Raw genomic sequence first — 14176 nt, 5'->3', positions numbered from 1 at the left:
CTGACCAAATGATTCCATATTGTCATATTTCTGTGGCCCTGATACCTGACGACCTACGTCGACCCTAGAAAACTGGGGCGGCACAATGTCGGGCCGCGCCGACTCAGCGCGACCGGCCTATCGGGAGAGGGTCCTTGAGCCAGAAGAGCTTCGATAAGCGCATGCTGCTTATCTCGACGAGCGTCATTGGTCTGTTGATCGCCGCGCCGGCCATGGCCCAGCGAACCGCGGGCAGCCAGGTGCCGCAACCAGCAGATAGCCAGACGAGTTCACCCGATCCCGTCGACCCGACCCAGGCCACGTCCGAGCCGGAAAACGCCGATATCGTCGTGACCGGGTTCCGCGCCTCGCTGAACAACGCACTCAACCAGAAGCGTAACGAGACCGCCGCGATCGACAGCATCGTCGCAGAGGATATCGGCAAGTTCCCCGATTCCAACCTCGCCGAGTCGATGCAGCGCATCCCCGGCGTCGCGCTATCGCGCGGTGACGGCGGCGAGGGCCGCAACATCTCGGTCCGCGGCCTCGGCGCGCAGTTCACGCGCGTCCGCATCAACGGCATGGAAGGCGTCTCACAGGTCAGCGGTACCGACATTCGCGGCGGCGTCGCGACCGGCCGTTCGTTCGACTTCGTGACCTTCCCGACCGAAATCTTCTCGGCACTGTCGGTCCGCAAGACGCTGTCGGCGGATGTCGAGGAGGGCTCGCTCGGCGCGACGGTCGACCTGCGCGCGCCCAAGCCGTTCGACCAGAAGAAGAGCTTCGTGCTCACCGGCACCGCGCGCGGCATCTACAACGACATCAGCAAGAAGGCCGATCCGCGCCTGTCCGCGCTGGTCTCCAAGCAGTTCGGCGACACGTTCGGCATCCTTGGCAGCATCGCCTATTCGAAGCGACATATCGCCGAATATGCCTATTCGGCCGCCGATGTCGTGCCGACCACGGTCTATGGCCAGGCGCAGCCTGCGGGCACCGCGAATGCCGGCGTGATCTTCCCCTTCTGCACCCCGGTCGGCTACAGTTTTCGCGGGGCCGCGACGAACAGTCCGACCGCCGGCTACGCCCAGCCGAACGGCACGCCGATCGGCGCAGACGCCAATAATTGCAGCACCGGAAATCCGCGCACGAGCACGGCGGCGGCCTATGATTATGTCATGAGCCGGACCGGGGTGAACGGTCGTCCGGGCGGCGGCGTCTATCTCCCCCGCCTGCCGCGACCGGCGAAAAGCGACCAGGAACAGCAGCGTCTCGCGGGCACGCTGACGCTGCAATGGAAGCCTGGCGACAATACCGACATCTCGCTCGACGGGCTGTATTCGCGGTTCAAGGTGGATCGGCTCGACACCTATTTCGATGCACGCTCGTTCGGGCGCGCGATCTCGAACAACGGCCAGCCGCTGACGTCGGTCCGCGAGATCGAGGTCGATGACAATGGGTCGCTGATCCACGGGCTGTTCGACGGCGTCGATCTGCGGTCGGAGATGCAGCAGGAGAAGTTCACCTCGACCTATCGCCAGGTCAATCTGAACCTCGACCACCGCTTCTCCGACACCGTCCGGGTCTATGGTCTGGCCGGCATCAACCAGTCGCGGCTCGACGTCGACCGCCTGCAGGTCGCGATCGATGCCAATGACACGCGCGACTTCTCGATCGACTTCCGCGACAATCCCGACATTCCGAAGATCGGCTACGGGATCGACACGACCAATCCCGCGCTCTTCCAATATGGCCCGCCGCTCGCGAACGGCGACCAGCGTGGCCAGTTGTCGAATTTCATCCGTCGCAACACGATCACGAGCAAGACCTTCGAACTCAACGGCGAATGGGAGGCCGCCCCCGACTTCACGCTGCAGATCGGCGGTCAGTATCGCACCAACAAATATACCGCGCGGGAGCGGCAGCTCGCCACCAACACGCCACTCGCGCTCCCGTCGGGGGTGACGCTCGCCAGCCTCACCACCGTGACGACTGGCATCGGCAGCAACCTGGACGGGCTGTTGCAGGATTTCGTCTCGATCGATCCCGAGAAGTTCCGCGACGCGGTCGGGCTCGACAACTATGTCTATTGCAGCCTCGAATGCGCCAAGGGCACGTATGGCGGCGTCGATGAGAAATATGCCTCGGGCTATGCGATGGTGAAGTTCAACACCGCCAATTCGCTGCCCTTCGCACTGCGGGGCGATGCGGGCGTACGGTACGTCCATACCAAGCTCGACACCTATGGCCCGATCACCTCGGCAGCGCCCGCGGGGTCGCTCTATCCCTCGCGGTTCGTGATATCGGAGGTCGGCCGCAGCTATGACGACTGGCTGCCGTCGGCAAACCTCGCGCTCGACATCACGCCCGACCTGATCGCGCGCGCCTCGGTCGCGCGCGTCATGTCACGGCCGGCCTATGGGCAGCTGATCCCCGCAGGCTCCGCGAACCTCGTCATCCAGACCGCAACCTTCAGCAATCCCTTCCTCGAACCGATCCGTGCCAACACGTTCGACGCCGCGCTCGAATGGTATTTCGCCAAGAGCTCGCTGATCTCGGTCGCGTATTTCTACAAGAATATCGAAAGCTATATCCAGACGACCAGCCAAGCGGTCGCGTTCCAGGATATCGGCCTGCCGCTGACGCTGCTCAACGGAACGCAGTTGCGCCCGACCGACGTGTTCACCGTCCAGCGCAGCAACAACACGGAAGGCGGGCCACTGCGCGGGTTCGAGGTCAACGTCCAGCTGCCCTTCACCTTCCTCCCCGGCGTGCTGCGCAATTTCGGCGCGCTCGGCAACTTCACGCGGGTCCGGTCGAACATCAACTACGTCATCTCGCCGACATTGTCCCGGACCGCGCCGCTGGTCGGGCTGTCGCCCGAAACGGCAAGCGGGACGCTCTATTACGAAGACGACAAGTTCAGCATCCGCTCGACGGTCAACTATCGCGCGGCCTTCCTGACCGCCGTCCCCAGCGGCTCGGTCGACGCGGATTCGACCGCCAATGCGAGTTCGATCTTTGTCGACGCCTCGGCCTCGTACAACCTCAACGAGCATATCAAGTTGATCGCCGAAGTATCGAACATCACGGACGAAACCAATCGCCTGACGGTCGACACGGTGCGTCAGGATCCGCTCTACACATCCTATTTCGGCCGCACCTACGCGCTGGCGGTCAATTTCCAGTTCTGAGGACTTCATGGTTCTGGTCGGTATCGGCGCGCCCCCCCCCTGCCGATGTCGACCCGATCTCCGGGTGCGCTGCACGTCACGTGCGGCGCACCCGGTTCTTTCTTCGACGACGGTGCCGACGGCGCGCCGCATGGGTCCGGGCCTTCATCGTCACGAACACGCTGAACACATATTTCAGGGACCGGGCCTCATGATCGTGCCATCCATTCTTTTCGCGCTTGCAGGGTTACAAACGACAGCGGCGCCCGCGGCGACCGCCGAGCATGTCGCGATCCAGGCCGCGGACATCGATCGCAGCGCGGCCTTCTATCACGAGGCGTTCGGCCTGCGGGTCATCCCGACGCCGCTCAAGAACCGCCGCTGGCTCGATCTCGGCAACGGCCTCGCACTCCACATCCTCGACGGCCGTACGACGCCGAAACCCTCGAACCGGAACGAGCATCTGGCGCTGCACGTCGACGACCTCGCCACCGTCATTGCCTGGCTCGACCAGCACGGACGCGTCTGGACCGACCTTGCGGGCACACCGCACACGATGCAACTCCGGTTCGACGGCGTCCGCCAGATCTATGCGCAGGATCCCGATGGCTATTGGCTGGAGATCGGGGACGCACGCGGCACGGCGCCACGATGACGTGGCGGCCGATCGAGACCGAGGGTATCAAGCGGCGCTTCTCTTGGCCGCCTGCCTTACCGGAGAGACGAGCACGCTGTTTGATCTTTTTGGATTTGCGCTGCACCCCGGCCCCTGAAAGACATCTGCACGACACATAAACTGGTGTACGCTGCCCCTCGGCGCGGTGCGCCACAGGAGAGATCGCCATGTCGTTCGTTGTCAATGGAAACGCCGTCCCGGGACCGGCGGATCCCCGTGTCTCGCTGCTTGATCACCTCCGGGAGACGCTTCACCTGACGGGCACCAAAAAGGGTTGCAATCAGGGTGCGTGCGGGGCCTGCACGGTGCTGGTCGATGGCGAGCGGATCCTGTCCTGCCTCGCGCTGGCGGTCCAGTATGACGGACGTGAGATCACGACGATCGAGGGCCTGGCCGAGACCGCGGCGCTTCACCCGTTGCAGGCGGCGTTCATCGAGCATGACGGGTTCCAGTGCGGCTATTGCACACCCGGGCAGATCTGCTCAGCGATCGGCATGGCCGCGGAGGTGCGCCGCGGCGTGCCAAGCCATGTCAGCGCCGACCTCGCCGCCGACGTGGTCCTGACCCGCGACGAGATCCAGGAACGAATGAGCGGCAATCTGTGCCGTTGCGGCGCGCATAACGGCATCATCGATGCGATCCAGGCGACGATGGCGCCACAGGCGACAGCCGAGACGAGCGCGGAGATGGCGGCATGACGCCTTTCACCTACCTGCGTGCCGATACCGTGAACGATGCCGTACGACTGGGTGCGGGCGAAACCGCGGCCTTTCTCGGCGGCGGCACCAATATCGTCGACCTGATGCGTGAGACCGTCGCCCGCCACGAGACATTGGTCGACGTGACCCGCCTGTCCGCTGCGGTCACCGAGACGGCAGAGGGCGGACTGCTGATCGGCGCGGCCGCTACCAACACGGCGGTCGCCGAGCATCACGGCGTGCGAACGCGCTATCCCATGCTGTCGCGCGCGATCCTGGCGGGGGCGTCTGCGCAGATCCGCAACATGGCGACGGTCGGCGGCAACCTGCTGCAGCGTACGCGCTGTACCTATTTCTATGACACCGACGGATCGCACTGCAACAAGCGCGTGCCCGGTACGGGGTGCGATGCCCGCGAAGGGTTCAACCGCATCCACGCGATTCTCGGCGCATCCGATGCCTGCGTCGCGACGCATCCCTCCGACATGTGCGTTGCACTGACCGCGCTCGACGCTGTCGTGCATATCGAGGGACGCGACGGCGCGCGGACGCTGCCCTTTGGCGAGCTCCACCGCCTGCCGGGCGATCGTCCCGACCTCGACACCGTGCTGGCGGCGGGCGAGCTGATCACGGCGATCGAACTGCCGCCGCTCGGCTTCGCGGCCCGATCGACCTATCGCAAGGTGCGCGACCGGGCGAGCTATGCCTTCGCGCTGATCTCGGTCGCCGCGGCGATCGAGATGGACGGCGACCGGATCGCCGACGTCCGGATCGCGTTCGGCGGCGTCGCGCACAAGCCATGGCGCGCGACCAAGGCAGAGGCCGCGCTGCGCGGTCAATTGGCCAGCGAGGCCGCCTTCCGGGCGGCTGCAGCCGCGGAGTTCGCCGATGCGCGGCCGCTTCGCGACAATGCGTTCAAGCCCGAACTGGCGACGCGAACGCTGGCCGCGGTGCTGGCCGAGCTGGCGAAGGGAGACGTGGCATGAGCATCATCGATAGCGCAAAGCAGAAGGCGCAGGGCCTGATGCAGGGCGCGATGGAGAAGCTCGTTCCGCTGGCACCCGACAGCTGGATCCCCGGCGGCCGGCCCGATCCGCTGATCGCACACAAACACGGGCTGATCGGCACGCCGGTATCGCGCCTCGACGGCGCGCTGAAGGTCAAGGGCGAGGCAGGCTTCGCAGCGGAGTTCCGCTTCGACGACATGGCCTATGCGGCACTCGCCTATGCGACAATCCCGCGCGGCCGGATCACCGCGATCGACAGCGCGGCCGCGGAAGCCGCGCCGGGTATCGTCCTGGTGATGACCCACCTCAACGCGCCGCGGATGAACACGCCGGGCGTGTTCGGCTCGTCCCCGACCGCGGTGGGCCCCGCCGACCTGCCGATCCTGCAGGACGACCGCATCCACTGGAACGGGCAGCCGATCGCCTGCGTCCTCGCCGAGACTCAGGAGCAGGCTGATCATGCAGCGTCGCTGCTCGGCTTCACCTATGATGCGGAGCCGTCGACGACCAGTCTCGAAGGCGCGAAGGCGAACGGGCGCGAACCGGGCCTGTTCATGGGCCAGCCGCTGCACAACCGAATCGGCGATGCCGACGCCGCACTCGCCACCGCGCCGCATGTCGTCGATCAGGTCTATCGCACCCCGCGCCACAACCACAATCCGATCGAACCGCATGCCGCGACGATCGCATGGATCGACGGCGCGCTGGTGATTCACGACGCGAGCCAGATGGTCACCGCCCAGGCGCAGACGATCGGCGAGGTCTTCGATCTCAAGCCCGACAAGGTCCGGTTGACCTCGCCCTATGTCGGCGGGGGTTTTGGCTGCAAGGGCTTGTGGGATCACCAGATCATCGGTGCCGCCGCGGCGAAGCTGGCAGGCCGCCCGGTGCGGATCACGCTGTCGCGCGAGGGTGTATACCGGGTCGTCGGCGGGCGATCCCTCACCGAGCAGCGGGTTGCGATCGGCGCGACCGCGGAGGGCCGCTTCGATGCGCTGGTACATACCGGCCTGTCGATCATGACGCCACACAACAACATGCCCGAGCCGTTCATCCTCGGCACGCGTGCCGCCTATGCCTGCCCCAATATCAGCCTGCAGGTCGACATCGCGCGGATGAACATGCTGGCCAACACCTTCATGCGCGCGCCGGGCGAGGCGGTGGGCACCTTCGCGCTGGAATGCGCGGTCGACGAACTCGCGGTCGATCTGGGCATCGACCCGGTCGAGCTGCGGATCCTGAACGAGCCGGACAAGGACCCGACGTCGGGCCTCGCCTTCTCGTCGCGCCATATCGTCGAGGCGTGGCGCAACGGTGCGGATCATTTCGGCTGGGCGGATCGCAGTGTCGAACCGGCCACGCGCCGCGATGGCGAATGGCAGATCGGCATGGGCTGCGCGACCGGAACCTATCCCTATTACCGGATGCCCGGCGCACAGGCGCGCATCACCCTCACGCGGGACGGCGATGCCGTGCGCGCGTTGATCGAGGTCGCGGCGGCGGAAATGGGCATGGGGACCTCGACCACCACCGCGATCGTCGGCGCGGAGCGACTGGGTCTGTCGCTCGATCAGGTCGAGGTCGGCTATGGCGACTCTTCGATCCCGGGCGCGATCATGGCGGGGGGATCGCAGCAGACCGCGGCGATCGGCGCGGCCGTCATCGCGGCGCATAACGCACTGGTCGCCGAGCTGCTCAAGCTCGCCGGCAACGACTCGCCGCTAGCGGGGCTGTCGGCGGATACGGTCGGCAGCGAGGATGCCGGGCTGGCGAAGATCGACGACCCGTCGCAGCGGGAAAGCTACGCCTCGATCCTGACGCGTGCGCAGCGCGACAGCGTCACCGTCACCGCCGCGGCGTCGCAACCGCTCGAACTGATGCACTGGTCGATGCACTCGCACAGCGCGATCTTCTGCGAGGTGCGAGTCAATGCGGTTACCGGTGAGACACGCGTCAGCCGGATCCTCGGATCGTTCGATTGCGGCCGCATCCTCAACCCCAAGACGGCAAAGAGCCAGTTCCGCGGCGGGATCATCATGGGGCTCGGCATGGCGCTGATGGAGGAAACGCAGTTCGACGAACGCAATGGCCGGATCATGAACCCCAGCCTTGCCGAATATCATATCCCCGTGCACCTCGACGTTCCGGAGATCGACGTCATCTGGACCGATATCGCCGATCCCCACACGCCGATGGGTGCGCATGGTATTGGCGAGATCGGCATCACCGGCGTCGCGGCGGCGGTCGCCAATGCGGTCTACAACGCCACCGGCAAGCGCGTCCGCGATCTGCCGATCACCCTCGACAAACTTCTATAGGGTGGCCCTTTAGGGGAAGCGCGACACGCGCCGGTCGGGCAGTCGCCGACCGGCGCTGTGCTGTCCCCCCGCCGCGCTTCGAACCGTTTGCGGCACCGAACGCCCCCGTGCGAACAGCGGCGCACCGGCGACGGGTGCATGGATCGCCCGCGCCCGTGTCTCGCTACCGGTTTCGGAACGTCGTCATATTCTGCCGCGACAACGCCCCTCCTTACCGCCGTGCCGGGATCTAGCGGCTGCTCGCGCGTTACAGCTTGCTGCCCTCCTCCTCCCCCACGCCAACGGAAGACCACATCATGTCCGACCAGACCGACAGCCCCGTCCTTCAGCCCGTCACGATCGGCGATCTGCGACTGCAGAACCGTATCGTCATGGCGCCGCTGACGCGCAGCCGCTCGAATGACGACGGTGTCCCGCCCGACTTTGCCGCCGACTATTACGCGCAGCGTGCCGATGCCGGCCTCATCATCAGCGAAGCGACCAACATCTCGCCGCAGGCGCGCGGCTATGCGATGACGCCCGGCATCTGGTCGGACGCGCAGGTTGCCGCATGGACGCCGATCGTCGAGGCCGTCCACCGGCGTGGCGGGGCGATCTTCCTTCAGCTGTGGCACACCGGCCGCATCTCGCACCCCGATCTCCACGATGGTGCGCTCCCCGTCGCGCCGTCCGCGATCAAGGCGGAGGGCCAGGCCTTCACGAATGACGGGATGAAGGATTTCGTCACCCCACGCGCGCTGGAGACGGACGAGATCCCCGCGATCGTCGAGGATTACCGCCGCGCTGCCGAACAGGCGAAGGCCGCCGGCTTTGACGGCGTCGAGGTCCATGCCGCGAACAACTATCTGCTCGAACAGTTCATCCGCGACAGCACCAACCAGCGCAGCGACGTCTATGGCGGCTCGATCGAGAACCGGCTGCGCTTCCCGCTCGACGTGGTTCGCGCCGTGGTCGATGTCTGGGGTGCAAACCGCGTCGGGATCCGCATCTCGCCCGCGACGACCGAGCCCGGCAAGACCCCGCTCGACAGCCAGGTCGGGCGGACCTTCGACACGTTCGTCGATGCCCTGTCGGAGATCGGGCTGCTGTACATCCATGATATCGAAGGCGTGACCCAGCAGACGCGCGACGTGCCGGACGGCGTCGACTTCCAGGCGCTGCGCAAGCGCTTCTCGGGTGCGTACATCGCCAACAACCAGTATACGCTGGAGCTCGCCGAGAAGACACTAGCGGAAGGCAATGCCGACCTGTTCAGCTTTGGTCGCCCCTTCCTCGCCAATCCCGATCTCGTCGACCGGCTGCGCACCGGCGCACCGCTGGCCGAGGCGCCGAAGCAATATTGGTATGGCGGCGGCGCGCTCGGCTATTCGGACTGGCCCGGCATGAACGGGAAGATCGAACTCTCGTAATCCGGCAGAGCGTCTGAGGTGGCCGAGGGGACGCTGGGCCGGCACACATCGTGCCGCCCTCGTCCCCGATCAGCCACAGCAGCGCTTGTGCTTTTTCCCCGACCCGCAAGGGCACGGATCGTTGCGACCGACTTTCGATGCCGTCGTCGCCGATGCGTCGGGTGACGACGGGCCAGCGACGCTCACTTGCGCTGCGTACAGGCGCTGAACGGCTTCGGTCAGTTCGGCCGGCGCCCGGTCCTGAAGCGCGTTGATCTCAACGCTGTCGAGGTCGCTCTCATTGCTCGCGACCGCGATCAGCGTTGCCAGCTGCGACCACGGGGCCGCCCTTGTGGGGTCGTCGGCGAGCGCATCCCAGGCCTCGGGGCGCAGCGCGACCGCATCGGTCAGGCCGTCGATCCAATATTCCCACAAAACTTCGCCATCACGCTCGTCAACGTCGAAGATCGGCTGAAGCTTGCCGCGGGCAAGGTCGCGTGCGATCTCATCACGCCGCGCCGCCACCGCATCGGCGAACCATTGCACGTCGAGCGGATTCTCGAAGGGCGGCGTGCCGTCGGACTCGCTTCCCCAGATCACCGTCATCCACTCACTCGGCGCGATCGCCGCCGGGCAGATCAGCAGCCCGGTGAGGAAGCCGTCGAGCTCGGTGAGCAACATCGGTTCCTCGACGGCGAGATCGGCGAGCGCGCCATCGAGGCGCCGGAAGCGTGAAGGGAATCGCTTCACAGGCTGAGCGCGCGGCGGCGCATCTCGGCCTGTGCCATCTCGCGCAACGGGGTCGCCTCGCCCGCAGCGAAGATGTCCGCGAGGTCGAGCAGATCCTCGTCGCCAAGAGCATTCACCGAGGCCTCGACGGCCACGAGGCGATCGAGCGCGCGCGCCGTTACCATCCCCTGGCGCTTGGTTCGTATTTTGAGCATCGCCGTCCACTAGCAGAACCGGTCAGGATTTACAGGCGCAGACCACGTCCATGATCCGGCACGCATCGACGTGCGGGTGGCAGCCACCCGGCGCACCGGATCGCAATCTCGAAAATTGTCGCGCGCTTCAAACCGTCCCTGCCCTGACCACTCTATAATCAAGCTGACCTTGATAGGCGGTCCCCCGATTCCGCGGCTGGCGGCCAGATCGGCGTGACGTGTGAGATTCAGACGACGGCAAATGGCCGCCGTGTTGTTTGAGCTATTGATTTACATGATGCAGCACAAAGGAATCCGTTAATGTTGGCAAAGATCCTCGGCGGCGTCTCGTCAGACGTCCTCACGTCCGAATTGGCGCGCCTCGAGAGCATGTTTGCCGATGGTGACTTTTCGCAACGGGCGAATACTTCGCTCGCCAATGGCCAGACCCAGACGGTGCTCTGCGCGATCAACCAGATGCTCGATCGCGCGCTGCGCCCGGTTGGCCAGTTGAGCGCCCGGATCGACGACTGGAGCGCTGCGCATGACAAGGGCGATATCGACGCCGTCCTGCCGGTCGACGAGTTTCACGGAACGTTCGCGGTCATGGCGAAGCGGCTCAACCTTCTGGTCGGCAGCCACATCGCGGTCAAAAGAACCGCGATGGCCTGCGTCAGGGAATTCAGCGAGGGCAACTTCGCCGCCCCGCTGGAGCGTTTCCCCGGCAAGAAGGCGTTCATCAACGAGACGATCGAGACGCTGCGCGCAAATCTGCAGGGCCTGATCAGCGAACTGAACCACATGTCCTCCGAGCACGACAAGGGCGACATCGACGTCATCGTCGCGGCCGACCGGTTCAAGGGCGACTTCGGCACCATGGCGCGCGGCGTCAACACCATGGTCGCCAACCATATCGCCGTGAAGAAGAAGGCGATGGCCTGCATCAAGGCGTTTGGCGAAGGCAATTTCGACGCGCCGCTCGAGACCTTTCCCGGCAAGAAGGCGTTCATCAACGACACCGTCGAGACGCTGCGTCGCAACCTGCGCGATATCATCGGCGAGGTGGAACGGCTGATCAAGGCATCGACGGCGGGCGAGCTCGGCCAGCGCGGTGACGAGACGCGCTTCGTCGGGGATTTCGCCGGACTGGTCTGCGGGATCAACGCGATGCTCGACGCGACGCTGCTGCCGATCGAGGAGGGCAATCGCGTCCTGAACCTCGCCAGCGTCGGTGACCTGCGCGAGATGGTCGAGATCCCCTGCCAGGGCGACCACCGCCGCATGAAGGATTCGATCAATGCGCTGGTCGACAATCTGCGGGTAAGCGCCAGTCTCGCCGACAAGATCGCCGACGGTGATCTGAGCTTTGCGCATCAGCCATTGTCCGACCAGGATACGCTTGGACAGGCGATCGTGCGGATGGTCGACAATCTGCGGGTGAGTGCCGATCTGGCCGACAAGATTGCCGATGGCGATCTGGCGGTGTCGCACCAGCCTATGTCCGACAAGGATGTCCTCGGCCAGGCGCTCGTGCGGATGATCGAGCAATTGCGCAACGTCGTCGGCAAGGCCAGCGGCGCGGCCGACAATGTCTCGGCCGGAAGCCAAGAGCTGTCGGCCAGTTCCGAGCAGGTCTCGCAAGGCGCGACCGAGCAGGCGGCTGCTGCCGAAGAAGCGTCCTCGGCGATGGAAGAGATTGCCGCCAACATCAAGCAGAGCGCGGACAATGCCGCGCAGACCGAAAAGATCGCCCGCCAGTCTGCGAAGGACGCCGAACTCAGCGGGATCGCGGTCCAGCGCGCGGTCAACGCGATGCGGACGATCGCCGAGAAGATCGGCATCGTCCAGGAGATTGCCCGCCAGACCGATCTGCTCGCACTGAACGCCGCGGTCGAGGCTGCGCGCGCGGGCGAACATGGCCGTGGTTTTGCCGTCGTCGCGTCGGAAGTGCGCAAGCTCGCGGAACGCAGTCAGGTCGCGGCCGCCGAGATCGGGTCGGTGTCGTCGCAGACCGTCGCCGCGGCGACCGAAGCCGGCGACATGTTGACCAAGCTGGTGCCCGACATCAGCCGCACCGCCGAACTCGTCGCCGAGATCAGCGCGGCATGCCGCGAACAGGATATCGGCGCGGCACAGATCAACGAGGCGATCCAGCAGCTCGACCTGATCAGCCAGCAGAATGCCGGTGCGTCCGAACAGATCACCGCGACGTCGGAAGAACTGGCCTCGCAGGCCGAGGAACTCCAGGCCAGCATCGCCTATTTCCGGACCGGCGGCGGCGCGGATATCGGCCATCGCCGGCCGGCCCCGGCCGTGCAGCGCAAGGCAAGCGCGCGCAGTCCGATCGCCGCACGGCCAAGTGCCAAGGCCAAACGGCCAAAGCCCAATTCGATCGCCGACCAGCAGGCCCGCGTGAACGGCTTCGCGCTCGATCTGATCAAGGGTGGCACCGACGCCGACGACGATGCTTTCGGCGCGCAGGCGGCCTGAGCGCGGATTGCTGAGACGGGCGGCCTAGCCGGTAATCAGACACAACCGCTGACGCTGTGGTGAGGCGATCGCGCCGTCGGGCGCGATCGCCTTGCGGCGTTAATGACGACCTGATCGAAAATAAGCGATGGGTCCGGAACGGACCTCTTGGCCGCCGTCTATAATGAACCAGCGGACCTGGCCGCGCGACGCTGCCGGTCGGAGAGAATGGGGGAACGCATGGCGCAAATCATCCTTGTACCGGCCACCGTCACGACCAGCTCGGTGGTGCCGTTCGCCGCGGACCTCGCGTCGCAGCTCGAGCAGCATGACGCGATCGAACTCGATCTCTCCGCCGTTGCCGAAGCCGATGTCAGCCTTTTGCAGCTCATCTGCGCGGCGCGCCGTCAGGCCGAACGCGACGGCAAGTCCCTGCGCCTTGCAATGCCGGTGCATGACGCGCTGGCGGCGCTGCTCGAGCGTGCGGGCTTCCTCACCGATATCCCATCAGCCGATCAGAATTTCTGGTTTCACGGAGATTTGCCGCGATGAGCGCATCCATCCTTATCGTCGATGATTCCACCAGCATACGCGTCGCCATCCGTATGGCGCTGACCGGGGCTGGCTACACCGTCAGCGAGGCCGCCGACGGCGCGCAGGGCCTGAGCAAGGCCAATGGCAGCCGCTTCGACATGATCATCACCGATCTCAACATGCCCAACATGGACGGGCTGTCGATGATCCGCGCGCTGCGCAAGAACCCCGCGCAATGCGGTACCCCGATCCTGTTCCTCACCACCGAATCCGAGGATGCGATGAAGCAGCAGGCCAAGGCCGCCGGCGCGACCGGCTGGCTGGTCAAGCCGTTCGTTCCCGAACAGCTGATCCGGGTCGTGCGCAAGGTCCTCGGACGGTGAGCCAGAACGACCCCGTCGCCGCATTCCGCGTCGAGGCGGGCGAAGTGCTCGAACAGGTCGAGCAGGGCCTGCTCGATCTCGGTCACCGGCTGGACGATCACGAGCTGATCGACGCGGTGTTCCGCGGGCTGCACACGCTTAAGGGCTCGGGCGCGATGTTCGGCTTCGATGCGCTGGCCAGCTTCACGCATCACTGCGAGACCGCCTTCGACCGCGTCCGCAAGAACCTGTGCCCGCATGTTCCCGACAAGCTCGCCGCGGACGCGATCGGACTCCAGCAAAACCAGATCGAGGCCGCGCGGCGTGCCGAGACGATCGCAACGATTGCACGCGACATTCGCAGCAAGCTGTCCGCGGCGCACGGCGCGTTACAGATCGGCGACATCACCCGGCAGCGGCTCGAACATGTCGCGCAGGCCTGCAGCCTGCTCGGTACGGCGGTCGACGAGCTCAATCGTGCGGGCGATCCGGCTGCCGCCAGCGCGCTCGAAGGCCAGGTGATGGCGATGCTCGCGGCCCAGGTCGCTGACGCGGCTGCGGATCTCCAGAAGGAATCGCGTCTGTTGGGCGGCAATTTCCGCGCGATCGCAACGCAGGTCGCGACGATGGTGGCACCGCATGAATCGAGCGG

At 65.6% G+C, this 14176-nt stretch carries 11 protein-coding genes and 1 pseudogene; 10 read left to right on the top strand and 2 right to left on the bottom strand.

Annotated features, from left to right (window positions below; genetic code table 11):
• Positions 1-134: 134 nt before the first annotated feature.
• The 6 genes from sphst_RS15545 (at position 135) to sphst_RS15520 (ending at position 9257) form a co-directional block, all read left to right on the top strand.
• A complete protein-coding gene (locus sphst_RS15545; protein WP_159043679.1) occupies positions 135-3170 on the top strand; it encodes a TonB-dependent receptor in 3036 nt (1011 codons plus the stop codon).
• Positions 3171-3360: 190 nt separating this feature from the next.
• Positions 3361-3804: a VOC family protein gene (locus sphst_RS15540; protein WP_051916500.1), complete on the top strand. Its 444-nt coding sequence runs from the start codon at positions 3361-3363 to the stop codon at positions 3802-3804.
• A gap of 188 nt (positions 3805-3992) precedes the next feature.
• On the top strand, positions 3993-4523 hold the full coding sequence (locus tag sphst_RS15535) for a 2Fe-2S iron-sulfur cluster-binding protein (RefSeq protein WP_051916497.1): 531 nt from the start codon (positions 3993-3995) through the stop codon (positions 4521-4523).
• Positions 4520-5509, top strand: a complete 990-nt coding sequence (locus tag sphst_RS15530; RefSeq protein ID WP_031395250.1) for an FAD binding domain-containing protein — start codon at positions 4520-4522, stop codon at positions 5507-5509. The genes sphst_RS15535 and sphst_RS15530 overlap by 4 nt, the downstream gene beginning before the upstream one ends.
• A complete protein-coding gene (locus tag sphst_RS15525; protein ID WP_107045798.1) occupies positions 5506-7848 on the top strand; it encodes a xanthine dehydrogenase family protein molybdopterin-binding subunit in 2343 nt (780 codons plus the stop codon). Before sphst_RS15530 ends, sphst_RS15525 begins: the two co-directional genes overlap by 4 nt.
• A gap of 296 nt (positions 7849-8144) precedes the next feature.
• The gene (locus sphst_RS15520; RefSeq protein ID WP_031394356.1) at positions 8145-9257 is read left to right on the top strand and encodes an alkene reductase; all 1113 of its coding nucleotides are present in this window, start codon (positions 8145-8147) and stop codon (positions 9255-9257) included.
• A 69-nt stretch (positions 9258-9326) separates the two neighbouring features.
• Here the strand turns inward: sphst_RS15520 and sphst_RS15515 are convergent, their stop codons facing one another.
• Positions 9327-9986 carry a UPF0149 family protein gene (locus sphst_RS15515; protein WP_031394357.1) on the bottom strand — a complete coding sequence of 220 codons (660 nt, stop codon included), beginning with the start codon at positions 9984-9986 and terminating at the stop codon, positions 9327-9329.
• Positions 9983-10180: a hypothetical protein gene (locus tag sphst_RS20740; RefSeq protein WP_043157026.1), complete on the bottom strand. Its 198-nt coding sequence runs from the start codon at positions 10178-10180 to the stop codon at positions 9983-9985. Before sphst_RS20740 ends, sphst_RS15515 begins: the two co-directional genes overlap by 4 nt.
• A 300-nt stretch (positions 10181-10480) precedes the next feature.
• On the opposite strand from sphst_RS20740, the gene sphst_RS15510 reads away from it, so the two are divergent.
• From sphst_RS15510 to sphst_RS21700, 4 genes and pseudogenes are all read left to right on the top strand, one after another.
• Complete coding sequence (locus sphst_RS15510) at positions 10481-12649, top strand: methyl-accepting chemotaxis protein (RefSeq protein WP_051916408.1); 2169 nt, start codon at positions 10481-10483, stop codon at positions 12647-12649.
• A 147-nt stretch (positions 12650-12796) separates the two neighbouring features.
• On the top strand, positions 12797-13180 hold the full coding sequence (locus sphst_RS15505; RefSeq protein WP_159043678.1) for an STAS domain-containing protein: 384 nt from the start codon (positions 12797-12799) through the stop codon (positions 13178-13180).
• Positions 13177-13545, top strand: a complete 369-nt coding sequence (locus tag sphst_RS15500; protein ID WP_031394359.1) for a response regulator — start codon at positions 13177-13179, stop codon at positions 13543-13545. The genes sphst_RS15505 and sphst_RS15500 overlap by 4 nt, the downstream gene beginning before the upstream one ends.
• Positions 13542-13782, top strand: a pseudogene (locus tag sphst_RS21700) (Hpt domain-containing protein); the annotation flags it as partial. The gene sphst_RS15500 and the pseudogene sphst_RS21700, both read left to right, overlap by 4 nt.
• Positions 13783-14176 lie beyond the last annotated feature (394 nt).

It is taken from the genome of Sphingomonas sp. STIS6.2 (assembly GCF_000732685.2).
Taxonomy (GTDB): Bacteria; Pseudomonadota; Alphaproteobacteria; order Sphingomonadales; family Sphingomonadaceae; genus Sphingomonas; species Sphingomonas aerolata.
Note: the sequence above shows the minus strand (reverse complement) of the source record. Positions and strands in the feature narration are given on the sequence as shown.

Excerpts from the sequence above, each read along its gene's own strand:
- sphst_RS15540 (WP_051916500.1), top strand. The coding sequence starts at position 3,361 with ATGATCGTGCCATCCATTCTTTTCGCGCTTGCAGGGTTACAAACGACA.
- sphst_RS15535 (WP_051916497.1), top strand. The coding sequence starts at position 3,993 with ATGTCGTTCGTTGTCAATGGAAACGCCGTCCCGGGACCGGCGGATCCC.
- sphst_RS15530 (WP_031395250.1), top strand. The coding sequence starts at position 4,520 with ATGACGCCTTTCACCTACCTGCGTGCCGATACCGTGAACGATGCCGTA.
- sphst_RS15525 (WP_107045798.1), top strand. The coding sequence starts at position 5,506 with ATGAGCATCATCGATAGCGCAAAGCAGAAGGCGCAGGGCCTGATGCAG.
- sphst_RS15520 (WP_031394356.1), top strand. The coding sequence starts at position 8,145 with ATGTCCGACCAGACCGACAGCCCCGTCCTTCAGCCCGTCACGATCGGC.
- sphst_RS20740 (WP_043157026.1), bottom strand. The coding sequence starts at position 10,180 with ATGCTCAAAATACGAACCAAGCGCCAGGGGATGGTAACGGCGCGCGCG.
- sphst_RS15510 (WP_051916408.1), top strand. The coding sequence starts at position 10,481 with ATGTTGGCAAAGATCCTCGGCGGCGTCTCGTCAGACGTCCTCACGTCC.
- sphst_RS15500 (WP_031394359.1), top strand. The coding sequence starts at position 13,177 with ATGAGCGCATCCATCCTTATCGTCGATGATTCCACCAGCATACGCGTC.